Consider the following 24,375-nt stretch of genomic DNA (forward strand, 5'->3'; position numbering starts at 1 on the left):
GAACGATCATGCGTATCCGATGCCCCCATTGCGGGACACGCGACAACGGCGAGTTCAGTTATCTCGGCGACGCCGCGCCGGTCAGGCCCGACGGCATGGAGGCGGATCCCGCCGCCATGCACGACTACGTCTACCTGCGCGACAACCCGGCGGGCCCCCATCGCGAGCTCTGGTATCACGCCGCCGGCTGCCGCTCCTGGCTGGTGGTCGATCGGGATACGCGAACCCATGAGATCACCGGGGTGTCCTCCGCCCGCGACGTGGCGCTGAGCCGCCGGACAGGAGAGGTCGCATGAGCACGATCACCCTTCGGGACGCCGCCTCCCCGAGCGGCGCGCCCCCGGCGACGGCTGCCGGCCAGGGCTTTCGCACAGCGACCGGCGGCACGATCGACCGGCGCCGTGCCCTGGACTTCACCTTCGACGGCCACCGCTACAGCGGTTTCCAGGGCGATACTCTGGCCTCGGCGCTGTTGGCCAACGGCGTGCGGCTTGTCGGCCGGTCGTTCAAGTATCACCGCCCGCGCGGCATCCTCACCGCCGGTTCGGAGGAGCCGAACGCCCTCGTCGAACTGCGCTCGGGCGCGCGCCGGGAGCCGAACACCCGCGCCACCGTGGCCGAACTGTACGAGGGACTGGAGGCGTCGAGCCAGAATCGCTGGCCGTCGTTGAAATACGACGCCCTTTCGGTCAACGCCCTCGCGGCGCCGGTCTTCGCGGCGGGCTTCTACTACAAGACCTTCATGTGGCCGGCCGCTCTGTGGGAGAAGCTCTACGAGCCGATGATCCGCCGCGCTGCCGGCCTCGGTCGGGCCGCCCATGCGCCGGATCCCGACACCTACGACAAGGCCTTCGCCTTCTGCGACGTGCTGGTCATCGGCGCCGGACCGGCCGGGCTCGCCGCGGCCCTGGCCGCCGGACGCTCGGGTGCGCGCGTGATCCTCGTTGACGAGGATCACCGGATGGGGGGGCGCCTGCTCGCCGACCGGCGCGAGATCGCCGGCCGATCCGGGGCGGATTGGGCGGCGGAGGCCCTCGCCGAACTGGCAAGCATGCCGGAGGTCCGCCTTCTCAGCCGGACCACCCTGTTCGGGGTCTACGATCACGGCGCCTACGGGGCGGTCGAGCGCGTCGGCGATCACCTCGCCGTGCCCGCCGCCCATGCGCCGCGACAGCGCATGTGGCGGATCACGGCAAGGCAGGCCATCCTCGCCGCCGGAGCCATCGAACGCCCGCATGTCTTCGGCGGCAACGACCGGCCCGGCGTGATGCTGGCCGGTGCGGTGCGGACCTACCTCAACCGCTACGGCGTGCTCCCTGGCAGAACCATCGCGATCTTCACGTCGGGCGACGACGGCTGGCGCACTGTGGCCGATGTCGTGGCGGCGGGCGGACGGGTGGCGGCGATGATCGATTCCCGCGCCTCGGTGCCGGCCGAATTGCGCCGGGTCGCCGAGGCCGTCGGCGCTCAGGTGATCTGCGACGGATATGTCACCGGCACGAAGGGGCATCTCGGCCTCGAGGCGATCGAGGTGGTGGACACCTATGCCAGTCGCCAGACCATCGCCTGCGACTGCCTCGCCATGGCCAATGGCTGGAACCCGATCGTGCATCTCGATTCCCACCTGTCGCGGCGCCCGGTCTGGGACGAGGCGATCCATGCCTTCGTGCCGGGCGCGCTTCCCTCCGGCATGGTGGCCGTCGGGGCGGCGGGCGGTGCCTTCACCCTGGCCTCCTGCCTCGAGACAGGCGGCCGGGCCGGGGCGGAGGCCGCCTCCGCCTGTGGATTCGCCGGCACCGCGCCCGAGACCCCGAAGACCGATCCCGACAGCGTCGCCCATACACCGCTCTGGCGGGTGCCGGTCTCGAAGGGCAAGGCCTTCGTCGATTTCCAGAACGACGTGGCGGCGTCCGATGTGGAACTCGCCCATCGCGAGGGCTTCCGCGCGGTGGAGCTCCTGAAGCGCTACACCACCCTCGGCATGGCCACCGACCAGGGCAAGACCTCGAACCTCGCCGGGCTCGGCATCATGGCGGAGCTCACCGGCCAGCCGGTCGCGAGCGTCGGCACCACGATGTTCCGGCCGCCCTTCACCCCCGTCGCCATCGGCGCCTTCGCCGGGCATCACCGGGGCAAGGATTTCCGGGCGACCCGGCACGTCCCCTCCCATGCCTGGTGCGAGGAGCAGGGGGCGGTCTTCGTGGAGACCGGCCTGTGGCTCCGCCCGGCCTACTTCCCGAAGACCGGCGAGAGCGACTGGCTGGAAACGGTCAATCGCGAGGTGAACACCGTGCGCGCCCATGTGGGCGTTTGCGACGTGACGACGTTGGGCAAGATCGACATCCAGGGCCGGGATGCCCTCGCCCTCATCGAGCGGGTCTGCGCCAATCCGTTCGGTACGCTGCCCGTGGGCAAGGCGCGCTACGCCGTGCTCCTGCGCGAGGACGGCTTCGTCCTGGACGACGGCACCGTCGCGCGGTTGGGGGAGACCCATTTCGTGATGACGGCCTCCACGGCCAATGCCGCCAAGGTCATGCAGCACCTCGAATTCTGCCACCAATGGCTGTGGCCGGAACTCGACGTGCAGATGGTCTCGGTGAGCGAGCAATGGGCGCAATACGCCGTGGCCGGCCCGCGCGCCCGCGACACGTTGCGGGGCGTCGTCGATCCCGGTTTCGACCTGTCGAACGAGGCCTTTCCCTTCCTGGCCTGCGCCGACATTACGGTCGGCGGAGGCATTCCCGCACGGCTGTTCCGCATCTCGTTCTCCGGCGAACTGGCCTACGAACTCGCCGTGCCGGCGGCCTATGGCGATGCCGCCTGGCGGGCGATCATGGCGGCCGGCTCGGCCCACGGCATCACGGCCTACGGCGCGGAGGCGCTCTCGGTGATGCGCATCGAGAAGGGCCACGCGGCCGGCGCCGAGATCAACGGCCAGACCACCGCGCGCGATATCGGCCTCGGCGGCATGCTCGCCAAGAAGAAGGATTATGTCGGCCGCCTGATGAAGGAGCGGCCGGCCCTGGTCGATCCCGAACGGCCGATCCTCGTGGGGTTCCGCCCGGTCGACCGCAGCCAGCGCCTGCGCGCGGGGGCACGTTTCCTCGCCATCGGTGCCGCCCCGAGCCTCGCGGCCGATGAGGGCACCATGACGTCCGTGGCCTATTCACCGAGCCTCGGCCGCTGGATCGGGCTCGGCCTGATCCGGCGCGGCCCCGAGCGCCACGGGACACGGGTCCGCGCCTACGATCCGGTGCGTGACGGGGACATCGAAGTCGAGATCTGCTCACCGGTCTTCGTCGACCCGAAAGAGGAGAAGCTGCGTGTCTGACGGTATCGAGACGACATGGCGGCCGAGAAGCGCCTGGGCGGGGATCGCACCGGTCGGCCGGCACGGACGTCCGGGCGGTGAGCCCGGCATCACCCTGACCCTGCGCGAGGACTTCGGGCTCGCCACCCTGATCGCGGTGAAGGGCCGGACCGACGCCCTGCGGCAGGTCTTGGACGAGCGCTACGGTTTGTCCCTGCCCGATACGGGGACGGCCGGCCTGACAGGAGAGCGCGGATTGGTCTGGTCCGGACCGGACCAATGGCTCGCGCTGTTCGAGACCCGTCGTGAGATGGTGGGCCTCGTTCAGGCCTTGCAGGGGCTCGCTGCGGTCACCGACCAGAGCGACGCCCGCGCGATCGTCCGCGTGTCCGGGCCGGACGCCCGGGCTTTCCTCGCCAAGGGCCTCGCCATCGACCTTCATCCCCGTGCCTTCCAGCCGGGGCAAGTCGCCGTCACGGCCCTTGCGCATATGGGTGCACAGGTCTGGCAGCGGGACGCCTCCCCCACCTACGATCTTGCCGTGGCACGCAGCTTTGCCGGCAGCGTCTGGTCGTGGCTGAGCCATGCCGCGGTGGAGTTCGGCTACGATGTGCGCAACGCCGCGCCGTAAACCGGCGCGATGGCTCAGCCGCGCGGGTAGACGATGATGGACAGGTAGGTCATCGGCGTCTTGATCAGTTTGGCCGGCCCGTGGGACGCCGCCGAGTCGAACAGGAGCGAGTCTCCCGGCTGCAGGGTGTAGTCGTGCTTGTCGTGGCGATAGACGACTTCGCCGGTCAGCATATAGATGAACTCGGTCCCGGCATGGCGAAACCCGGTATAGGATTCGGCATCGTTTTCCAGGGTGATGAGGTAGGGCTCGACGACGATCTCACCGCGCAGGCCCGCCCCGAGAAGCTCGTAGAGATGGCCGGCCTTCGTCCCGCGCCGCTCGATGACGACACCCTGCCCGCGCCTGACGAAGGAGCAGTCACGGCTCTCCTCGAAGGCCGAGAACAGCACGGTGATGGGCACGTTCAACGCCTTCGCCACGGCGTTGATCGACGACAGCGACGGTGAAATCTGACCGTTCTCCATCTTGGAGATCATGCCGGGCGAGATCCCGGCCGCCGTTCCGAGATCGGCCACCGAGAGGTCGCGCTCGCGCCGGAACAGGCGGATCTGGTGGCCAAGCGCCCGCTCGAGTGTCCGCTTGTCGTCGACCGGTGCGTTCGAGGCGGTGTTCAGCATCCGGTTTCTGATCTCGTCCTGATCGCGACACGCATCGAGCACGAGGCAGCATGTCGGCATACGCTTCTCGTCTAGCACCGGAATATCGCACCGAACAGATTGCGCGATTGCCGGTGAGGCGATCCGACTCAATCCTTGTCGATGACAGGATGTGCGCACGTCGTTCACCGGTCCTGACAACTCCGGCCAGGCCCGCCCGTCGAACGGCGAAACCCGTCCCGGTGAAGAACACGGTGCGCATCCTTGGCGCGCCAGCGGACGGGGGCTTCAGATGTCAGTTCCAGTGCACCTCACGCTGAGGCGGACGAGCGTTTCGGCCTCGCCGTCCCCGGAGGTCGGGGGTCAAGGTGTCGAAATGGTTGGGCGTGGGGCGGAGCCGTAGGACATCACGGCACGCAGGCGCGCGATCCGGTAAGCATCGGGGATCGACAGGGCCCAGACGAACACGCCGGCGGCGTGGCGACCGATCACATCTATATCCGGCGAAGCGAATTTCGTGGTCAGCCACGCTCCCACGAGGGTGAAGAACGCGAATCCCAGGCCGCGTTGCGCCTGCCCGACCAGCACATGGCCCATACCGGGAAGCACGATGGCGGCCGCGAGGACGTGATAAGGGTTAGGCTGCGGCGCGCGCACAGGTGTCGTCGGATCCATGGACTGTGCCTTCTCCGGTGAGGCTCCGGACGAGGTCGGTGGCCCGGGCGAGCAGGGGCCGTAGCTGCTCTGGACCGATCCGCGTCACGGGAAAGCGATTCTCGCGCAGGAGCAGGTAGGCACCGCGATCGCCCTGGCAGAGCTGGCTCACGATCCGGATTCCCCGGGGCGTGAGCAGCACTTCCTTCACGCGTGGCTCGGCGAGGATGGTCGCGACCGCCGCGCAGGCGCGGTCGAGGATTGGTCCGGCACCGGGCGATCCCCGCACCAGCGTCTCACCCGGCCAGCCCTCCGGCACGTCATAGCGCGCCGGGAGGCTGTCCGCAGGGGCGTAGAATTCGGCACCCACCACGCGCCTGAGGACGTCGACCGTGCCGCGAACGCCCGTCGCATGGTGCACCGAGACGCTGAGCCAGAGTTGCGGCAGGCGACGGAAGGCCAGGGCTTCGGGGATGACCCGAATCTCGACCGGCAAATCCAGGAACCGGCCCCCGAGGGTCCCGAAGCCCGTCGGGTCGCGGCCATGGACCGGCTCCGCCAGAAGCTCTTCGCAGGGCCGGAGCATCCCGGCCCGTTCCGCCGAGGCCGTCCGGCTGCGACGGCAGAGTGCGTAGCTGGCGGCACCGAGGATCGGAAGGACGAGGAGGTCGATCATGCTGGCCTCAATAGCCGCGCGGCTTCGGCCAGTGCATCGTGAACTGGTCGCCGCGACGGACATACTTGTAGCGGTGCAGCACGAACCAGGCCGAGGCGATGATGTAGAAGGTCATCATCGCGACGAGCTGCGTCCCGTAGCCGAGGAAGACTGCCACATAGGTTACGCTGCACAGGAGCAGCAGCAGCAGGCACGGCAGCGGGTGAAGCGGATGGACGTAGCCCCTCTGAATGGTGCCGAGGGGCCATTTCCGCCGGAACAGGACGATGGAGAGCGCCATCAGCGTGTAGCCGAGCAGCCCGGACAGGATCGAGAAGGTGATGGTCTGGTCGAGCGGCGTCGAGACCGCGAACATGATCGCCACCGGCACGAAGAAGACGATCGACCGGTAGGGGGTGTGGTAGGCGGGGTGCACCGCACCGAACCAGGCCGGCATGTAACGGTCGCGTCCCATGGCGAACCAGGCCCGTGAGGCGTCGTTGATGCAGCCATTGGCCGAGGCGACGGTGGCGAACAGGGTGCCGAAGAACAGAAACACTTCGAGCCAGCGATTCCCCGTGAGACGCCCCGCATCGTAGAGCGGCGTCACGGCCTGGCCGAGATATTCCCAGGGCATCAGCCCCGAGCAGACGTACCAGGTCGCCGTGGCGGCGATCAGCAGGGTCATCATCCCCGTCATGGTACCCAGCGGCAGGGCGCGGGCGGGCGAGCGCACCTCCTCGGCGGCCTGCGTCGTGCCCTCGATGCCGAGATAGAACCACAGGCCGAAATGCATGGCGGCGAGGATGCCGAGATTCCCGTATGGCAGGCCGACCAGGAGGGCATCGTGCTGCAGCACGGCGCCCGGCGCCCAGGGCTGGGTCGCCACGAAGAGCACCACGATGGCGAGGAAGGCCGCGGCCGTGATCAGCAGGTTCATCGTCAGCGATGCGAGCACGCCGCGATAATTCAGGAAGGCGAGGGCCACGATGGTGAGCACCATGTACGCGCGCTTGTCGACGGTGCCCGCGACACCGAGATTGGCCATGAACGCTTCGAGCAGATCCCCGGTCACGATGGCGTTCGAGACCTCGAGCATGGTGTAGGCCATCACGAGGTAGAGGCCGACATTGAAGGCCGCGAGCGGCCCGATGATGTGCTTGGCCTGCGCGTACTGGCCGCCGGCGGCGGCCACCGTGGAGGTGATCTCGGAATCGATCATGGCCACGCAGGTGTAGAGGATCCCGGCGAGCCAGCAGGCGGTCAGCGCCGCGATCGGCCCGCCCTTCCCCACGGCGAAGTTCCAGCCCATGAACTCGCCCACCAGCACGATCCCGACGCCGAGCGCCCAGACGTGGCCGGGCCCGAGCACGCGCAGGAGCGCGATCTTCCGGGCGGGTGCCGCGCCCGCCACCGACGACACGTCGGGCAGCGAGACCTTCGGGGTCTGGAAGCCCGGCTGAGAGGCGGCCTGAACATCCTGCATCACGACCTCGCTGCCTGTTCGCCGACATCGGCATCCACGATCTCGCCCTCTTCGGACGAGAGGAGGTAATCCTCTCCGAAAGCTCGGTTGGTGCGCACCAGATCGACGGCCATCCAGAGCGACAGGGCTCCGGCGATCGCCCAGGCGCTCCAGTTCATGATCTCGACCATGACGAATATCCTCGCAGGACAGGAACGGGCCGACCGTGACCGCGGCCGATGAGGCTCAGCGCGGTTCGACGGTCTTGGTCGGGGCATCGTCGCCGAAGCGCTCGGCGATGACGTCGCGGTACTCGTGGTCGGAGTAGCGGAATATGAAGACGAAATAGGCGACGATGATCAGCGCCGTGAATGCCAGTGCCGTCCAGTTGAAGTTGTAGTCGAAGCGCGTGCCGATGATCGTGGCGGCCTTCTCCGGTGCGATGCCCAGCTTCTCCCATTGCGCCGCCATCACCGCGTTCTGGCCCAGGGATTCCCAGGATGGGTTCGGATACTCCGTCGTGGTCGTGCCGCCGCCGGCCAGTTTGAGCCAAAGCGGCAGGTAGAGCGTGATGAAGACGAGGACGAGCATCAGGATCGCGTCGAAGATCTGCCCGACGATCGGCTGACTCGGCGGCTCGTAGGGACCCTTCTTCATTCGGTCGCTCCTTTGTGCTGCCGCGCTGTGCGGATCTGATCGAGGTAGTAGATGTCGGTGCCGTAGATCGCGGCCTTGTCTTCGCTATAGTGGCGGATCATCGCGAAGGTGGATGCTGTATTGAGGAAGAGGACGATGGCGCCGAGGATCGCCATCGGAATCAGCAGATCAGCGCCGTCGAAGGCCTTCCACATGCTCCAGAACGTGAAACCATAGATCAGCCAGACGGCGACCACCGCGACGATCGCGGCCGCGCCGTCGCGTCGGAACATGGCTGAGATGCGGGGATCCTGACTCACGGCACGTCCTCCCGGGATTTTCTTTTTGAGAACCGAGGGTTCCTTTCCGGAAAGATCCTGCTGGAAATGGGCCCTTGTCAATGCCTAAAATGATGTCGCATTGCACAAGAAATGCATTTTTATGCTTGTTTCTTGGTAGTGCCGATCGCGTTCAGCCGGGTCTCCGATGGCGCGGAGGGGAGGGCATTGGCCCGCTCTCGTCCCGCTCCGTGCCGGCGCGACGTCGCCGCGTCCTTCGTCCCATGGGACTTGACGGCCCCGGGATTTTCGCGAAACCCTATTTCCTGACGGGAATTGATGATTGTCCCGTCGAGCCGCCGCTCTCGTCGCGACGGTCTGCATGGCCCGCCTTTGTCGGCGAATGAGCGCGTCACGGCGAAGACTGACGCCTGGCACCTCAGTCTTGCAGGTCAGACCGCTTGCTGGTCATCGGTTTGGTCAGGCGAATTTTCCTCCGACCCACGCTTTGTCAACGACCTTTCCCAATCCGAAGGGGCTCACGCACGAGCATCTGACTGACGCACGAGACAAAACTTTCTCAGGAAGAATTTTTTGTGACCGTCAGTTGACGTCCTCGTGGGAATGTGAGAGCAACGATCAAGGTGCTCGATGGAAGCGGGAAAGTGCGATGTGCGGTATAGTCGGGTTGTACTTGAAGAACTCAAAGCTTGAGCCGCAGCTCGGCTCGCTTCTGTCCAAGATGCTCGCGACCATGACGGACCGCGGTCCCGACAGCGCCGGCTTCGCCGTTTACGGATCGGACGGTGACGGCGTGAAGCTCACCCTGCGTGGTCCGGATCAGGCGGCGCTGAAGAAGGCGATCTCCGGACTGGAAGACGTCTTCGCCCTCACCTTCGAGAAGACGGAACGCGACACCCACACGGTCCTCTCGGTGCCGGCCGAGCGCGAGGAGCGGATCCGCGCGTGGCTCAAGGACGAGGCGCCGGGCATCGACGTGGTCAGCGCCGGTCGGCGGATGGAGATCTACAAGGAGGTCGGGCTGCCGGCCGCCGTCGCCGAGCGGTTCGATCTCGCCGGCATGACCGGCACCCATGGCATCGGCCATACCCGCATGGCCACCGAGAGCGCGGTCACCACCAACGGTGCGCACCCGTTCTCCACCGGCATTGACGAATGCCTGGTCCATAACGGCTCACTGTCGAACCACAACGACATGCGCCGCCGCCTCGAGCGCGAGGGCCTCACCTTCGCCACCAAGAACGACACCGAGGTCGCGGCCGGCTACCTGAGCTGGCGCATGCGCGAAGGCGCGTCCCTCAAGGAGGCCCTGGAATCGAGCCTGTCGGATCTCGACGGGTTCTTCACCTTCGTGGTCGGCACCGAGACGGGCTTTGCCGTCGTGCGCGATCCCATCGCCTGCAAGCCTGCGGTGATGGCCGAGACCGACGATTACGTGGCGTTCGGCTCCGAGTACCGGGCCCTCGTCGGTCTGCCCGGCATCGCCTCCGCCCGCGTCTTCGAACCCGAACCCGCCAAGGTCTACGCCTGGGAGCGTCACTGATGTCGTCCTACGATCTCAACCAGGCGCCCCTGCGCGACCTCAACCGGGCGCTGCACGCCCTGCGCCCCGACACCAACGAGACCCACTGGACCATCACCGGCCCGGATGGCCGCCACGCCATCGCGGTGGGCCTCGATGCGCCGATCTCCGTCGAGATCGAGGGGAATGTCGGCTATTACTGCGCCGGCATGAACAAGCTCGCGAGCGTCGTGATCAACGGCAATGCGGGCGTGGGTGTCGCCGAGAACATGATGTCGGGCTTCGTCCATGTGCGCGGCGACGTCAGCCAGTCGGCCGGCGCCACGGCGCATGGCGGCCTCCTCGTGGTCGACGGCAATGCGGGCGCGCGCTGCGGCATCTCGATGAAGGGCATCGACATCGTCGTGAAGGGCTCGATCGGCCACATGTCGGCCTTCATGGCCCAGGCCGGGACCCTGACCGTGCTCGGCGATGCCGGCGAGGCTCTGGGCGATTCCCTCTACGAGGCGCGGCTCTACGTGCGCGGCTCGGTCAAGAGCCTGGGCGCCGATTGCATCGAGAAGGAGATGCGCGACGAGCACCGCGAGCAGCTCTACGCCAAGCTCCAGGCCGCTGGCCTCGCCGGTGAGGTCAATCCGTCGGAGTTCCGGCGCTACGGCTCCGCCCGCCGCCTCTATCATTTCAACGTCGACAACGCCGGAGCCTACTGATGGCCGAGACTCCCAAGGACCCGACCCTCAAGGATGCGCGTCCTTTGCCGCGCACCAAGCCCCGCTTCTCGGCGACCTTCACTCCCGACGTCATGTCGGAGATCCGCCGCGCCGCCGCCACCGGCATCTACGACATCCGGGGCGCGGGGGCGAAGCGCAAGCTGCCGCATTTCGACGACCTCCTGTTCCTCGGCGCCTCCATCAGCCGCTACCCGCTGGAGGGGTACCGTGAGCGCTGCGGCACCGAGGTTGTGCTGGGCGCCCGCTTCGCCTCGAAGCCGATCCACCTCAAGACCCCGATCACCATCGCGGGGATGAGCTTCGGCTCGCTCTCGGCCCAGGCCAAGGAGGCGCTCGGGCGCGGGGCGACGCTCGCCGGCACCTCGACCACCACCGGCGACGGCGGCATGACGCAGGAGGAGCGCGGGCATTCGCAGACGCTGGTCTACCAGTACCTGCCCTCGCGCTACGGCATGAACCCGGACGACCTGCGGAAAGCGGACGCGATCGAGATCGTGATCGGCCAGGGCGCCAAGCCCGGCGGCGGCGGCATGCTGCTCGGCCAGAAGATCACCGAGCGTGTCGCCGGCATGCGCTGCCTGCCGCCGGGCGTCGACCAGCGCTCGGCCTGCCGCCACCCGGACTGGACCGGGCCGGACGATCTCGAGATCAAGATCGAGGAGCTGCGTGAGATCACCGACGGCGAGAAGCCGATCTACGTGAAGGTCGGCGCCTCGCGGCCCTATTACGACACCGCGCTGGCGGCCAAGTCGGGCGCCGACGTGGTGGTGCTGGACGGCATGCAGGGCGGCACGGCCGCCACGCAGGACGTGTTCATCGAGCATGTCGGCATCCCGATCCTGGCGGCGATCCGCCCCGCTGTGCAGGCGCTGCAGGATCTCGGCCTGCACCGGAAGGTGCAGCTCATCGTCTCGGGCGGCATCCGCTCGGGGGCCGATGTGGCCAAGGCCCTGGCGCTCGGTGCCGATGCCGTCGCCATCGGCACGGCGGCGCTCATCGCCCTCGGCGACAACGACCCGCGTTGGGAAGCCGATTATCAGGCCCTCGGCACCACCGCCGGCGCCTATGACGACTGGCACGAGGGCAAGGATCCCGCCGGCATCACCACGCAGGATCCGGAACTGGCCAAGCGCCTCGACCCCGTCCTGGCCGGACGGCGGCTGGCCAACTACCTCGCCGTGATGACCCTGGAGGCGCAGACCATCGCGCGCGCCTGCGGCAAGAGCCACCTGCACAACCTCGAACCCGAGGACCTCGTGGCGCTCACCATCGAGGCCGCCGCCATGGCCCAGGTGCCGATGGCCGGCACGGGCTGGATTCCGGGCAAGACCGGCTTCTGAGCACAACGAAGGGCCGTCCCACGGGGGCGGCCTTTCCCTTCGACAGCACGGCCGAGCGGGCCGCCCGATTCAACGCAGGGTGACGCCATGAACACGGATCTCGAAACCGTCGCGAAAGAGCGCGGCATCAAGTACTTCCTCGTCTCCTACACGGACCTGTTCGGCACGCAGCGCGCCAAGCTCGTCCCGGCTGCGGCCATCGCCAGCACCTGTCGAAACGGCGCCGGGTTCGCAGGCTTCGCCACATGGCTCGACATGAGCCCGGCGGATGCCGACCTCCTCGCCGTACCCGATGCCGCCGGTCTGATCCAGCTGCCCTGGAAGCCGGAGGTCGGCTGGCTGCCCGCCGACCTCGTGATGGGCGGCAAGCCGGTGGAACAGGGGCCACGCAACATCCTCAAGCGCCTGATCGCCGAAGCGGCCCGCGACGGATTGCAGATGAAGACCGGCGTCGAGTGCGAGTTCTTCCTGATCACGCCGGACGGGTCCGAGCCCGCGGACATGGCCGACCGGCAGATGAAGCCGTGTTACGACCAGTCGGCCCTGATGCGCCGCTACGACGTGATCACCGAGATCTGCGACGCCATGCTGGACCTCGGCTGGAAGCCGTACCAGAACGACCACGAGGACGCGAACGGACAGTTCGAGATGAACTGGGACTACGACGACGCTCTCGTCACCGCCGACAGGCACGCCTTCTTCAAGTACATGACCCGCTCGATCGCCGAGAAGCACGGCCTGCGCGCGACCTTCATGCCCAAGCCCTTCATGGACCTGACCGGCTCCGGCTGCCACGCCCACGTCTCGCTCTGGCGGGGCGAACGCAACATCTTCGCCGATGCGTCGGACGAGATCGGAATGTCGCGGGAGGGCTATCACTTCATCGGCGGGCTCATTCACTCAGCCGATGCGCTCGCCGCCATCACCAACCCGTGCGTGAATTCCTACAAGCGCATTAACGCCCCGCGCACCACATCCGGCGCGACCTGGGCTCCCAACACCGTGACCTATACGGGCAACAACCGCACCCACATGATCCGTATCCCCGATGGCGGCCGCTTCGAGTTCCGCCTCGCCGACGGGGCGGCCAATCCCTACCTGCTCCAGGCGGGCCTCCTCGCCGCCGGCCTCGACGGCCTGCGCAACCGGCGCGATCCGGGCCAGCGCCTCGACATCAACATGTACACGGACGGCCATACGGTGGAGGGCGTCAAGCGTCTGCCGCTCAACATGCTCGACGCCATGCGGGCGCTCGAGAAATGCGACGTGCTCAACGAGGCCTTGGGCTCGTTCGTGCCGAGCTATCTCAAGCTCAAGACCGAGGAGTGGAACGCCTATTCGCGTCACCTCACCCAGTGGGAGCGCGACACCACGCTCGACTGCTGAAGCCCGGACCGCCCGCCGGTCCCGGCGAAGGAATTCGCACGAGCCGCCCCCGCCCCCCGCGCGAAAGCGGTTCCCGGCCGGACGGATTCCGGCGGGATCACGCTTGATAAGAACCGCAGTCAAGGACATACCGCTTCCGGTTGCCGGCCCCGAGATTTGGGCGCATGAACCGGCTGATCTCGGCTTTTCGGTCCGAAATAGGCGACGGCGGGCGGGAAGAGCTCTGTGGACCAGGACGATAGCAGCGCGGGAATCGAGTCCGATCGTCGTGCAGCCCTCGCGCGCTACGGCATCCTCGATACGGAGGCCGAGGCGGATTTCGACGATATCGTGAAGGCTGCGTCGGCGGCCTGCGATATGCCGATCTCCCTGATCTCCCTGCTCGACGGGGACCGGCAATGGTTCAAGGCCGAGACGGGTTTCGGTCAGCGGGAGACCCCGATCTCCTCGTCGATCTGTCGCCACGCCGTCCAGGAGCCGGACGCGGTGTTCGTGATTGCCGACACGACCCGCGACGAACGGACCTCCGCGAACCCGTTGGTCACCGGCGACGCGCATGTGCGCTTCTATGCCGGCGTGCCGCTGCAGACGCCGAAGGGCGTCAACCTCGGCACGCTCTGCGTCCTCGACACCAAACCGAACAGCCTGAGCGCGGCGCAGAGGCTGATCCTGCAGACGCTGGCCAAGCAGGTGATGGCCCTGCTCGAACTGCGTCGCGCGTTGCAGGACCGGCGCGAGAGCGACCGCCTCAACAAGGCGATCCTGGAGAGCGCCGTCGATTACGGCATCATCTCCATGGATCTGTCCGGCCGGGTGACGAGCTGGAACACCGGCGCTGAGCGCGTCATCGGCTGGAACGAGGCCGAGATGCTCGGTGAGCCCGCCCATGTGTTCTTCACGCCCGAGGATATCGAGATCGGCGCGCCCGAGCAGGAGATGGGCGCCGCGCTGCTGCACGGGCGGGCCAGCGACGAGCGCTGGCACAGGCGCAAGGACGGGACCCTGTTCTGGGGGCTCGGCGAGATGATGCCGCTGAGGAACGAGGACGGGCATCCGGAGGGATTCATCAAGATCCTGCGCGACCGCACGGAACAGCGCCTCGCGAACCAGAAGCAGCGGGACGACGCGGAGTTCATGCGCAGCGTCCTCGCCTCGTCGGCCGATTGCATCAAGGTGATCGACCTCGACAACCGCCTGACCTTCATGAGTGAGGGCGGAATGCGGGTGATGGAGGTGAGCGACTTCAACGCGATCCAGAACTGTCCCTGGCCGGATTTCTGGCAGAACGAGGGCAATGCCGACGCTCGCGCGGCCCTCGCCGCCGCCAAGGCCGGGGGGACCGGTCATTTCCAGGGGCAGGCCAACACCATGGCGGGCAATCCCCGCTGGTGGGACGTGCAGGTCACCCCGATCCTCGATGCCGAAGGCCGCCCCGAGCGGCTGCTCTCGGTCTCCCGCGACATCACCGTCCAGAAGACCGCCGAGCAGCGGATCAGCGCCAGCGAGGCGCGCTGGCGGGGATTGTTCACCAGCATGCAGGAAGGGTTCTTTCTCGGCGAACTCGTCCGTGATGCGGCCGGGCAGGCCTGCGATTACCGCCTCCTGGAGATCAACCCGGCCTTTGCTAAGCAATCGGGCCTTTCGCAGCAGAGCGTCGGCCGTACCATTCGAGACTTCGTTCCCGAGATCGACCAGGGGCTGATCGACCGCTATGCAAGCGTGGTCGATACCGGCGAACCGAGCCTGTTCGAGATCACCGTGCCCCGCCTCGGTCGGACCTTCGAGGTCCGCGCAGGGCATGAAAGCGGCCAGCGGTTCAGCTGCCTCTTCCTCGACGTCACCGAACGCAAGCAGGGCGAAACCCGCCGCCTTGCCATCGCAGAGCTCGGCGACCGCCTGCGTGACCTGAGCGACCCGGTGGCGATCGCGTCTGTCGCGGCGGAGATCACGGGCCGGACCCTGGGACTGTCCCATTCCGGCTACGGAGCCGTGGACCCGGAGCGCGAGACGATCCTCGTCGGTCGGGGGTGGTCGACCCCCGGCCTTCCTCGGCTCGACGGAACCCGCGAGTTCCGTGACTTCGGCTCGTGTATCGACGTGTTGAAGGCCGGAACGGCTTTTGTGATCGAGGATGCCGCATCGGATCCGCGCACCGCGTCGGATGCAGCTTCGCTGACCGATATCGGCATCCGTTCGCTCGTCGACCTTCCGGTGATGGAGCACGGACGGGTCGTTGCCGTATTCTACGCGGCCAAGGACGTTCCGCACGCCTGGACCACCGAAGAGACCGGCTTCATTCGCAACATCGCCGACCGGACGCGCGCCGCCATCGCACGGATCGAGGCCGAGGCGCAGCAGCGCGTGCTCAACCTCGAACTCAGCCACCGCATGAAGAACATGCTGGCGATGGTGCAATCCATCGCCACCCAGACCATGCGGAACGCTACCGATGTCGTGAGCGCCAAGGATGTGCTGGCGGGGCGCCTGATCGCGCTGGGCAAGTCCCATGACCTGCTGCTGGGCGGGTCGCTCGGCGATACGCCCTTGAAGACGCTGATCGAGAGTGCCCTGGAGGCTCACAAGGACAAGCCCGACCGTTTCTCCATTCGCGGACCGGCCCTGAACGTGGGCGCCAAGGCCGCGATGTCGCTGGCCCTCATCCTCCATGAACTCGCGACCAACGCCGCCAAGTACGGCGCCCTCTCCACCGCGAGAGGCAGCGTCGCCATCGTCTGGGAGATATGCCGGAGCAAGGGCGACGGCGGCGATCAGGTGCTGATGCGCTGGGTCGAAGCCGGAGGGCCGCCGGTCAGTCCGCCCACCCGCACGGGGTTCGGCACACGGTTGATCGGGCGGGGCCTCGCCGGCAATTTCGGCGGCGAGGTCTCGCTCGATTATCGCACGGCCGGTGTGGTCTGTACGCTCGAGGCGTCGCTCAAAGGTTTGCAGGCCGTGGATACGCCGCCCGACTTTCGTTAGGGACCCGCGAGAACCGGAAGGCCGCTTTCCCGAAAAGCCGACTGCCGGTCAGGCAGGGAGCCGGGTTCAATCCGCCCGGATCTGGGCTACGCCGGAATCCTTGGAATTGAGCGCACAGCCGCAGGTGAACACCCTGGTGCCGCTGTCGGATCCCCGCGAGACCGGCTCGCAGGTGAGGAGATGCCGGAGCTGCGCCTCCAATTGATCCTTCTGATACGGCTTCTGCATCACCGGCACCGTCCGGTAGGCCGGCTCCAGTCCTGCGGAACCGTAGCCCGTGGCGAACAGGAACGGAATGCAACGCTCGAACAGCTGATCGGCCACGGGATAGCTGCGCGTCTCGCCGAGATTGACATCGAGGACGGCCACATCGAAATCGCCGGCCTGAAGTTGCCGCAACGCCTGGTCGAGGCGCATGGCAACCACGACCTCGCAGCTGAGATCCAGCAGCATGTCCTCGACGAGCATCGCCACCAGACTTTCGTCCTCCACCAGCAGGACGCGGCGCCCCTCCAGAATGCTCATGAGGCCGAACGCCCCGTCACGATATCCTGTCCATGCCACCCCAGCGCGGTCAGCGGGATATCCAGTCGGCAGACGAGTCCGGCCGGTGCGAGATCGAGTACGGCACGACCGTCGAATTCCAGCGGCAATTGCCGCTCGATCAGCCGGGAGCCGAAACCCTTGCGCGCCGGAGGGACCACGTCCGGGCCGCCCGTCTCCGTCCAGGTGAGAGACAGGTGATCGCGTGAGCCGTCGGACGTCAGCGTCCATGTCACCGCGACCCGGCCTTCGGGAACCGAAAGGGCGCCGTATTTTGCGGCATTGGTCATCAGCTCGTGCAACGCCATCGCCAACGTCACGGCGACCTTGGGATGGAGGCGGGTATCCGGACCGGTGATTCTGAACCGCGTCCCGTCGGTCTCCGCGACCGCATGGGGAGCGATCGCCCGCTCGACGACGCCGACGAGGCTGGCGCTCTCCCAGTTGGATTCCGTCAGGACATTGTGGGCGTTCGACAAGGCCGTGACACGGGCGTCGAACACGGCACGGGCCGGCTGGTCGGCGACGTTGCGGAAGGTCTGCGTCGCGATCGACTGGACGGTGGCCAGGGTGTTCTTTACCCGGTGGTTCAACTCGTTCGTCAGCAATTTCTGCCGCTCGGCCGCCGCCTTCTCCTCCGTGATGTCCCGGACCTCGATGATCGTGCCGATGATCTTGGCGGCATCGTCGCGGATGGGGCTTGCGGTAAAGCCGACGGGATAGAAATGCCCGTCCTTGTGGACGAACACCTCCTCGCCGCGTTCCTGGTTGTTCTCGGGGAAGGCCCGGTCGATGGCGCATTCCTCCAAGGGGAACGGACGGCCATCGGGATAGGTATGGTGGACGATGTCGTGCAGCGGGCAGTCTCGCGCGAGTACCTCTCCGACGCTGAAGCCCGTGAGCAGTTCGGCCGCGCGGTTCATGTAGACGCAGTGCTGCCGGTCATCCATCAGGAAGATCGCCACCGACGCGTTGTTGAGCACGGCATTCAGGCGGCGCTCGGTCTCGTGGAGCTGCGACCCGCGGCGCAGGGTCGGCAGGGACATCGAGGCTTCGGCGGAGGAAACGAGTGGCGGCCGGATCGGCACGAGGCAGGCTCTCTGCGAGGATGGGCAGGCACCCGGTGGTGCGATGCAAGATCTTAGCGGCTTCGATCAGGTCCGGCGAGGAAAGATCGGGCGATCCCCGATATCCTCGAACACCGCCAGGCGAAAGCGTGAGGGGCGAAGGTTTGTTCCGCGTCACGGACTTCGACGGTTGATCCGGCACCGGATCTGGCGATGGAGCGGGTGCGACGGCGGGACTTTTCCGGGACGTCACAGCGCCGTCGTCCCGGACGATCGCGTCGCGACGGTTCCACGTGTCTCATTGAGAGTGGGGTCGATGGACGGATCGGCCTCGCAACGCAGGCCGGGTGGGGGTCGCATCCGGACGGTCGGACGCCATGCCGCAAGCGGGGATGAGGATTAGACTCTTGATCGGCATGGGATCCGCCCGAGTTCCGGGCACATGCCAAATTCTCCCGCCCCCCACACGACGATTCCCGACCCATGCACGGTGGTCTGCCTGCATTTCCTTGGGGGAAGCGCTCGGGAATGGGAGCCCGTCGCGGCGTTTCTCGACGGCGTCGCTCGCGTTGTGGCCCTCGACCTGCCGGGTTTCGGCGATGCGGCCGGCGTATCCGGCTACTCGGTGGAGGCGATGGCGGATCATGTGGCGGCCGGGATCGCCGCTGCCGATCCCGGCCGCCGCTGGTATCTTGCCGGCCATAGCATGGGTGCGAAGGTCGCCCTGGCCCTCGCCCGGCGCGCCGAGGACGGTGAGCCGGATCTGGCGGGGCTCGCCGGGTTGGTACTGCTCGGCGGCTCACCGCCGAGCCCCGAGCCGATGTCCGACGACAAGCGGCGGGAGATGATGGAATGGATCTCCGCCGATGCGGAGACCCGCCGTCGCAAAGCTGGAGAGTTCATCGACCAGAACACCGGTGCTCCCCTCGGCGAACCGCTTCGGACCCGCGCGGTGGAGGATGTCCTGCGCGCCGCTCCCGCCGCCTGGACGGCGTGGCTGCGCGACGGCTCCCGCGAGGATTGGAAGCGCCGGATCGGCATCCTGCGCATACCGGCCGTGGTCGTCGGCGGAACCGAGGATGCCGATCTCGGCACCCCCGCGCTGAAGGCCCTGACCCTTCCCCACTTGGCCCATGGCCGGCTTGTGACCCTGGACGGTGCGGGACATCTCTTGCCCCTGGAGCGGCCGGAGGCCGTTGCCCGCCTCATCGGGGGCTTCGTCTCCGAGGAGCCGTTTCAGAAGTCCGAGGCGCCGACTCTGCCGGAGCCCTATCGCGCGCTGATCGAATCCGACCGGGTGAACGCACGCCTGCGCGCGGCGCTCCTCGCCCGCGCCGAGCCCGACGACCCGGCTTACCAGCCCGGATGTCTCGATTCGGTCGAGCTCGCGCAGCTTCGCGCCGTCGTGGACAGGGTGTTGCCGCAGGACGGACGGGGCCGGATCGATATCGCGGCGCGGATCGAGAAGCGGCTCGCTGCCGGAACCGGAGACGGATGGCGCTTCGCCATGCTGCCGGCGGATGGCGCTGCCTACCGCGCTGCCCTGCGGACCCTGGATGCCGCTGCGCGATCCGTCCACGGAATGCGCTTCCTGTCCCTCGACGGCGCCGGTCAGGACGCGGTCCTGGAGGCGGTGGCCGCCGGCGAGCCGGGGTCGCACGAGGTGCCGGAGGGGGGACTCGATGCCGAGGGGATGACCCTGTGGTTTGAGGATCTGCGCAGCGACGCGGTGCGGCTCTATCTCGCCCACCCCGCCAGCCTCGCCCGGATCGGGTTTTCCGGGATCGGCGCGGGCGGCGACGATGCGCAAACCCTGCCGGGCTTCCTGCGCGTCGGCATCGCCGACCCGGAACCCTGGGAACCCACCGCTCTCGGGGAGACCGGACGATGAAGCTCGATGCGATGCGTCGCTACGCAACCACCGACACCGTCGATGTCGTCGTCATCGGCACGGGCGCGGGCGGCGCGCCGGTGCTCGCCCGCCTCGCGGCGGCCGGGCTGAAGGTCGTCGCCCTGGAGGCGGGGCCGAACTTCGATCCCGCGCGGTTCGCCTTCGACGAGACCCTCGCCGACGAGATCTACTGGACCGAGGAGCGCCTCAGTGGCGGCTCGACGCCGGAGGCGTTCGGCGCAAACAACAGCGGAACCGGTGTCGGCGGCTCCACCCTGCATTGGGGCGCGTTCACGCCCCGAGCCGACGAGCGCGACCTGCGCCTCTACTCCGAGACCGGGATGGGGGTGGATTGGCCCCTCGATTACGACGACCTGCTGCCGTTCTACGAGCGCGTCGAGGCGTTCATCGGCGTGTCCGGCCCCGCCGAGTACCCCTGGGATGCGAGCCGGCGCTATCCGCTCTCCCCGGTCCCGCGCAACGCGCCGGCGATGGCGATGGCGACGGCCTGCGACCGGCTCGGCCTGCGCACCGCGGACTCGCCAGCGGCGGTGGTCTCCCGCGACTTCCCCCAGGAAGGCGGTGGCCTGCGCCGGGGCTGCATCAACTGCGGCTATTGCCACCAGGGCTGCCGCAACGGCGCCAAGACCAGCATGGACGTCACCTACCTGCCCCATGCCGTCGCCAACGGCGCGGAAATCCGTCCCGATTGCCGGGTGCATGGGCTCGAACGCGACCGCGAGGGCCGGATCACCGCGGTGATCTACCGGCACGACGGCGTCGATCATCGCCAGCGTTGCGCGGCGGTCTATCTCTGCGCGGGAGCCGTGGAGACGCCCCGGCTCCTCCTGCATCTCGGGCTCGCCAACGGCAGCGGTCAGGTCGGCCGCAACTACATGGGCCATGTGGCGACCCAGGTCTGGGGAACGTTCGAGGCCGAGATGCGGATGAACCGGGGCTATCCCTCCTCGCTCATCAGCGAGGACATGGTCCGCCCCGAGGATGCGGATTTCGCCGGCGGCTACCTGATGCAGAGTCTGGGCGTCCTGCCCGTCACCTGGGGCAATTCGGTGGCGCGGGGGCGCGGCCTGTGGGGGCGGGCGCTGACCGAACATCTCCATCGTTACAACCACATGGCGGGCATCGGGATCAACGGCGAGACCCTGCCGTGCGACGCCAACGTGCTGAGGCTCGCCGACGAGGTGGACGCGTTCGGGATGCGCAAGGCCCGCATCGATTTCGGCTATTCCTCCAACGAGGACCGGCTGAACGTCCATGCGACGCGGACCATGACGGCGATCTGGGAAGCCGCCGGCGCCACCGACATCTGGGTGCTGGAGCGCGTGGCCCACACGATCGGGACGTGCCGGATGGGCCGGAGCGGCGACAGCGCCGTGGTCGATCCCGAGGGCCGGAGCTTCGAGATCCCGAACCTCTGGATCAGCGACGGCTCGACCTTCCCGAGCTCATTGGCCGCCAACCCGGCACTGACCATCATGGCCTTGGCCCTGCGCTCGGCCGAGGCGTTCCTCGGCCGTCCCTCTTGAGGGAATTGGGGGGAACGCGACCGCCATTCCCCGGTTGGATTCACCGCAACGCGACGAGGTTAAAAGCGCCATGACCACGACGATTTCCACGAAGAATGCCCGCGCGGATTCGCATGGCGCAATCGCCCTCGCCAAGGGTGAACGGGTCGCCATGCGGATGTGGCGTCACGAGCCGCCGACGGACGACAAGCCGAGCGCCAGCCGTCCCTACGAGACCGTGGGCTACGTCATCTCGGGCCGGGCGGAACTCGTGCTCGGCGGCGAGACGGTGACCCTGGAGCCCGGCGATTCCTGGCTCGTCCCGGCCGGGGCCGAGCACAGCTACACGATCCTCGAAGAGTTCACGGCGGTCGAGGCCACCGCGCCGCCGGCCGCGTAGCCTTTCATACCCGCCGAACCCAGCGCGGCGATGTGAGACCAGACATGAGAAGGGCCGGATCGATCGCGATCCGGCCCTTTTCGCTATCCTGTTCTCGAAGGAAGGCCCGCCCTACGCGCCGCCCCACTGCATGGTCAAGCCGCCATCCACCACCAGGGTATGGCCGGTGACGTAATCGGCATCGTCCGAGGCGAGGTAGAGGATCGCCTTGGCGATCTCGTCGGGCTGGCCGGCGCGATGCCACGGAATCCGCTCCAGGGAGGCTTCGAGCTTCTCGGGGTTCTCGAACCGGTCGCTGGTCATCGGCGTCTCGATGAGGCCGGGGGCAACGTTGTTGACGTTGATCTTGTCTTCCGCGAGCTCGCGCGACAGGCTGCGGCAGAGCGAGCCGACACCGGCCTTCGACATGCCGTAGGGTGCGCTGTCCGGCGTCGGCAGGTGCTGGGCCACCGACGAGACGATGACGATCTTGCCGCGCCCGCCATTGGCCCGGCGCACCTTGATGAAGGCACGGGCGCAGAAGACCGGCCCCATCAGGTTGACGCGCAGGATCTGTTCGAGCTTGCCGTCGTCCATCTCGGCCACCGGCATGCCGCTCATGGCCTGACCGGCATTGTTGACGAGGATGTCGAGGACGCCGAACTCGGCCGCCACCTTGGCGAAGGTCGCCTCCACGGACGCCGGGTCGCCGACATCGTCCTGGATCACCAGGCATCTGCGCCCCGCCGCCTCGACCCGGCGCGCGGTCTCGCGTGCGCCCTCCGCATCGGTGTTGTAGGTGATCGCCACGTCCGCGCCCTCAACCGCGAACAGCTCGGCCGCCGCCTGTCCGATACCGGAATCCGCCCCGGTGATGAGCGCGCGTTTACCCTGCAGCTTCATGTCCATTCCGTCTGTGCGAGAAGGGGTGCGCGGCCCTCTCGCGGCCGGCGATCACCCGTGTTCTCAGGACAATGGGCATGGGAAAACGCGGTTCCCGGGGTGCGGCATCGGTGGGGAGGGGCGTCCCTCCCCGGACTCAGGTGATCACGCTCGGCTCGCTGCGCCCCGTGATGCCGGCGATGTCGGCGATGTCGCGCGCCGCCTGGACGACCGGGGCGAGGATGGAATCCGGAGCCAGATCGAGGCGGTCCGGGGCGTTCTCGTAGCGCTCGATATAGACCCTCAGGGTCGCCCCCGCCGTGCCGGTGCCGGAGAGGCGATAGACCACGCGGGCATCCTCGGCGAAGCTGATGCGGATGCCTTGCTGCGCGGTCACGGAGCCGTCGACCGGGTCGACATAGCGGAAATCGTCCGCCGCCGAGACGGTGAGGTCGCCGAAGCGGCGGCCGGGCAGGCTCTCGATCTGCGCGCGCAACCCCTCCATCAGCCGGTTGGCGCGCTCGGATTCGATCTCCTCGTAATCGTGGCGGGTGTAGTAATCGCGGCCGAACGCGGCCCAGTGCTCGTGCACGATGGCGTCGGCGCGCTTGCCCGTCGCCGCCAGGACGTTGAGCCACAGCAGCACGGCCCAGAGCCCGTCCTTCTCGCGGACGTGGTTCGAGCCGGTGCCGGCGCTCTCCTCGCCGCACAGGGTGATGAGGCCGGCATCCAGGAGGGTGCCGAAGAACTTCCACCCGGTCGGCGTCTCGAAGGCGGGAATGCCCAGCGAGGCGGCGACCCGGTCGGCCGCGCGGCTCGTGGGCATCGAGCGGGCGATGCCGGAGAGACCGGAAGCGTAGCCCGGCGCGCGATGGGCGTGGGCGGCCAGGATCGCGAGGCTGTCGCTCGGGGTGACGAAGAGGCCGGGCGCCACGATCATGTTGCGGTCGCCGTCCCCGTCCGAGGCCGCGCCGAAATCCGGCGCGTCCGCGCTCAGCATCAGGTCGTAGAGCTCGTGGGCGTGGACCGGGTTGGGGTCGGGGTGGTGGCCGCCGAAATCCTCCTCCGGCGTGCCGTTCACCACCGTTCCGGCCGGGGCGCCCAGCGCCCCTTCCAGGATGGCGGTGGCGTAGGGGCCGGTCACCGCGCTCATGGCATCGAACCGCATCCGGAAGCCGGAGGCGAACAGGCGGCGGATCGCGTCGAAATCGATGAGTTCGGCCATCAGTTCCGCGTAATCGGCCACGGGATCGATGACGAAGACCACCATGCCGTCGATCCTGGCCTCGCCCACCGCGTCGAGGTCGAGGTCGGGCCCATCGGCGATGCGATACTCGGTGAGCGTCTTGGTCCGCTCGTAGATCGCAGCGGTGACGGATTCCGGCGCCGGGCCGCCATTGGCCGCGTTGAACTTGATCCCGAAATCCCCGTCCGGGCCGCCGGGATTGTGGCTCGCCGACAGGATGATGCCGCCGATCGCCCCGTGCTTGCGGATGACGCAGGAGGCCGCCGGGGTGGAGAGGAGCCCGCCCCTGCCGACGAGAACCCGGCCGAAGCCGTTGGCGGCGGCGAGCTTCAGGGTCGTCTGCACCACCTCGCGGTTGAAGAAGCGGCCGTCGCCGCCCACGACCAGGGTCGCCCCGTCGCGGTCGGGAATGATGTCGAAGATGGCTTGGACGAAATTCTCGACGTAGCGGGGCTGTCGGAAGACGGGAACCTTCTTGCGAAGGCCCGAGGTTCCGGGCTTCTGGTCAGAGAATGGCGAAGTCGGCACGTGCCTCGAAGTCATCCGCGAAAGCCCCTCATTGTCGGCGGGGACAACACAACGGCTGGTCCCTGCCGGTCAACCGCCCAGGGTATGGGAAGGGAGAAAGATTCTC

22 protein-coding genes are annotated in these 24,375 nt (G+C 67.8%); 11 read left to right on the forward strand and 11 right to left on the reverse strand.

The window, feature by feature from the left end; genetic code table 11:
- Positions 1–8: 8 nt before the first annotated feature.
- Genes MKK51_RS18465 through MKK51_RS18475 form a run of 3 tightly spaced genes read left to right on the forward strand, consistent with a single transcriptional unit; the run spans position 9 to position 3,941 of the window.
- Positions 9–296 carry a sarcosine oxidase subunit delta gene (locus MKK51_RS18465; protein ID WP_243979461.1) on the forward strand — a complete coding sequence of 96 codons (288 nt, stop codon included), beginning with the start codon at positions 9–11 and terminating at the stop codon, positions 294–296.
- A complete protein-coding gene (locus tag MKK51_RS18470; protein WP_243979470.1) occupies positions 293–3,331 on the forward strand; it encodes a sarcosine oxidase subunit alpha family protein in 3,039 nt (1,012 codons plus the stop codon). The genes MKK51_RS18465 and MKK51_RS18470 overlap by 4 nt, the downstream gene beginning before the upstream one ends.
- Complete coding sequence (locus MKK51_RS18475; protein WP_243979472.1) at positions 3,324–3,941, forward strand: sarcosine oxidase subunit gamma; 618 nt, start codon at positions 3,324–3,326, stop codon at positions 3,939–3,941. The genes MKK51_RS18470 and MKK51_RS18475 overlap by 8 nt, the downstream gene beginning before the upstream one ends.
- 14 nt (positions 3,942–3,955) lie before the next feature.
- Here the strand turns inward: MKK51_RS18475 and MKK51_RS18480 are convergent, their stop codons facing one another.
- From MKK51_RS18480 to MKK51_RS18510, 7 genes are all read right to left on the reverse strand, one after another.
- Entirely contained in the window at positions 3,956–4,561 is a 606-nt protein-coding gene (locus MKK51_RS18480) for a helix-turn-helix domain-containing protein (RefSeq protein WP_027171621.1), read from the reverse strand.
- 342 nt (positions 4,562–4,903) lie between these two features.
- Positions 4,904–5,215 (reverse strand): hypothetical protein, encoded by a 312-nt coding sequence (locus MKK51_RS18485; protein ID WP_243979474.1) that lies wholly within the window; start codon positions 5,213–5,215, stop codon positions 4,904–4,906.
- Positions 5,178–5,870 (reverse strand): hypothetical protein, encoded by a 693-nt coding sequence (locus tag MKK51_RS18490; protein WP_243979476.1) that lies wholly within the window; start codon positions 5,868–5,870, stop codon positions 5,178–5,180. The genes MKK51_RS18485 and MKK51_RS18490 overlap by 38 nt, the downstream gene beginning before the upstream one ends.
- A 7-nt stretch (positions 5,871–5,877) precedes the next feature.
- Positions 5,878–7,335, reverse strand: coding sequence for an APC family permease (locus MKK51_RS18495; protein WP_409565718.1), 1,458 nt, complete (start codon positions 7,333–7,335; stop codon positions 5,878–5,880).
- Positions 7,335–7,505, reverse strand: a complete 171-nt coding sequence (locus tag MKK51_RS18500) for a hypothetical protein (RefSeq protein WP_197030985.1) — start codon at positions 7,503–7,505, stop codon at positions 7,335–7,337. Before MKK51_RS18500 ends, MKK51_RS18495 begins: the two co-directional genes overlap by 1 nt.
- 55 nt (positions 7,506–7,560) lie before the next feature.
- Positions 7,561–7,971 carry a hypothetical protein gene (locus MKK51_RS18505; RefSeq protein WP_243979478.1) on the reverse strand — a complete coding sequence of 137 codons (411 nt, stop codon included), beginning with the start codon at positions 7,969–7,971 and terminating at the stop codon, positions 7,561–7,563.
- Positions 7,968–8,243, reverse strand: a complete 276-nt coding sequence (locus tag MKK51_RS18510) for a hypothetical protein (protein ID WP_243979480.1) — start codon at positions 8,241–8,243, stop codon at positions 7,968–7,970. The genes MKK51_RS18505 and MKK51_RS18510 overlap by 4 nt, the downstream gene beginning before the upstream one ends.
- 655 nt (positions 8,244–8,898) lie before the next feature.
- Between MKK51_RS18510 and MKK51_RS18515 the strand changes: the two genes are divergently transcribed.
- The 5 genes from MKK51_RS18515 to MKK51_RS18535 all read left to right on the forward strand — a co-directional run bounded on the left by MKK51_RS18515 (position 8,899) and on the right by MKK51_RS18535 (position 16,207).
- The gene (locus MKK51_RS18515; RefSeq protein WP_243979482.1) at positions 8,899–9,792 is read left to right on the forward strand and encodes a class II glutamine amidotransferase; all 894 of its coding nucleotides are present in this window, start codon (positions 8,899–8,901) and stop codon (positions 9,790–9,792) included.
- A complete protein-coding gene (locus MKK51_RS18520) occupies positions 9,792–10,481 on the forward strand; it encodes a protein glxC (protein WP_243979484.1) in 690 nt (229 codons plus the stop codon). The genes MKK51_RS18515 and MKK51_RS18520 overlap by 1 nt, the downstream gene beginning before the upstream one ends.
- Entirely contained in the window at positions 10,481–11,842 is a 1,362-nt protein-coding gene (locus tag MKK51_RS18525) for an FMN-binding glutamate synthase family protein (protein WP_243979486.1), read from the forward strand. The genes MKK51_RS18520 and MKK51_RS18525 overlap by 1 nt, the downstream gene beginning before the upstream one ends.
- 87 nt (positions 11,843–11,929) lie before the next feature.
- On the forward strand, positions 11,930–13,228 hold the full coding sequence (glnT, locus tag MKK51_RS18530; protein WP_243979488.1) for a type III glutamate--ammonia ligase: 1,299 nt from the start codon (positions 11,930–11,932) through the stop codon (positions 13,226–13,228).
- A 225-nt stretch (positions 13,229–13,453) separates the two neighbouring features.
- Positions 13,454–16,207, forward strand: coding sequence for a PAS domain-containing protein (locus MKK51_RS18535; RefSeq protein ID WP_243979498.1), 2,754 nt, complete (start codon positions 13,454–13,456; stop codon positions 16,205–16,207).
- 66 nt (positions 16,208–16,273) lie between these two features.
- Here the strand turns inward: MKK51_RS18535 and MKK51_RS18540 are convergent, their stop codons facing one another.
- Positions 16,274–16,732 (reverse strand): response regulator, encoded by a 459-nt coding sequence (locus MKK51_RS18540; RefSeq protein ID WP_243979500.1) that lies wholly within the window; start codon positions 16,730–16,732, stop codon positions 16,274–16,276.
- Positions 16,729–17,796, reverse strand: coding sequence for a sensor histidine kinase (locus MKK51_RS18545; RefSeq protein ID WP_243979502.1), 1,068 nt, complete (start codon positions 17,794–17,796; stop codon positions 16,729–16,731). The genes MKK51_RS18540 and MKK51_RS18545 overlap by 4 nt, the downstream gene beginning before the upstream one ends.
- Positions 17,797–18,259: 463 nt before the next feature.
- On the opposite strand from MKK51_RS18545, the gene MKK51_RS18550 reads away from it, so the two are divergent.
- The 3 genes from MKK51_RS18550 to MKK51_RS18560 all read left to right on the forward strand — a co-directional run bounded on the left by MKK51_RS18550 (position 18,260) and on the right by MKK51_RS18560 (position 21,634).
- Positions 18,260–19,708 carry an alpha/beta hydrolase gene (locus tag MKK51_RS18550; RefSeq protein ID WP_243979504.1) on the forward strand — a complete coding sequence of 483 codons (1,449 nt, stop codon included), beginning with the start codon at positions 18,260–18,262 and terminating at the stop codon, positions 19,706–19,708.
- Complete coding sequence (locus MKK51_RS18555; protein WP_243979506.1) at positions 19,705–21,255, forward strand: GMC family oxidoreductase; 1,551 nt, start codon at positions 19,705–19,707, stop codon at positions 21,253–21,255. The genes MKK51_RS18550 and MKK51_RS18555 overlap by 4 nt, the downstream gene beginning before the upstream one ends.
- Positions 21,256–21,325: 70 nt before the next feature.
- A complete protein-coding gene (locus MKK51_RS18560) occupies positions 21,326–21,634 on the forward strand; it encodes a cupin domain-containing protein (RefSeq protein WP_243979508.1) in 309 nt (102 codons plus the stop codon).
- 111 nt (positions 21,635–21,745) lie between these two features.
- Here MKK51_RS18560 and MKK51_RS18565 read toward each other — a convergent pair whose 3' ends face one another.
- Positions 21,746–22,516 carry an SDR family NAD(P)-dependent oxidoreductase gene (locus MKK51_RS18565; RefSeq protein WP_243979510.1) on the reverse strand — a complete coding sequence of 257 codons (771 nt, stop codon included), beginning with the start codon at positions 22,514–22,516 and terminating at the stop codon, positions 21,746–21,748.
- 136 nt (positions 22,517–22,652) lie between these two features.
- Positions 22,653–24,284 carry an alpha-D-glucose phosphate-specific phosphoglucomutase gene (locus MKK51_RS18570; protein WP_243979512.1) on the reverse strand — a complete coding sequence of 544 codons (1,632 nt, stop codon included), beginning with the start codon at positions 24,282–24,284 and terminating at the stop codon, positions 22,653–22,655.
- Positions 24,285–24,375: the final 91 nt, after the last annotated feature.

It is taken from the genome of Methylobacterium sp. E-045, assembly GCF_022829685.1.
Taxonomy (GTDB): Bacteria; Pseudomonadota; Alphaproteobacteria; order Rhizobiales; family Beijerinckiaceae; genus Methylobacterium.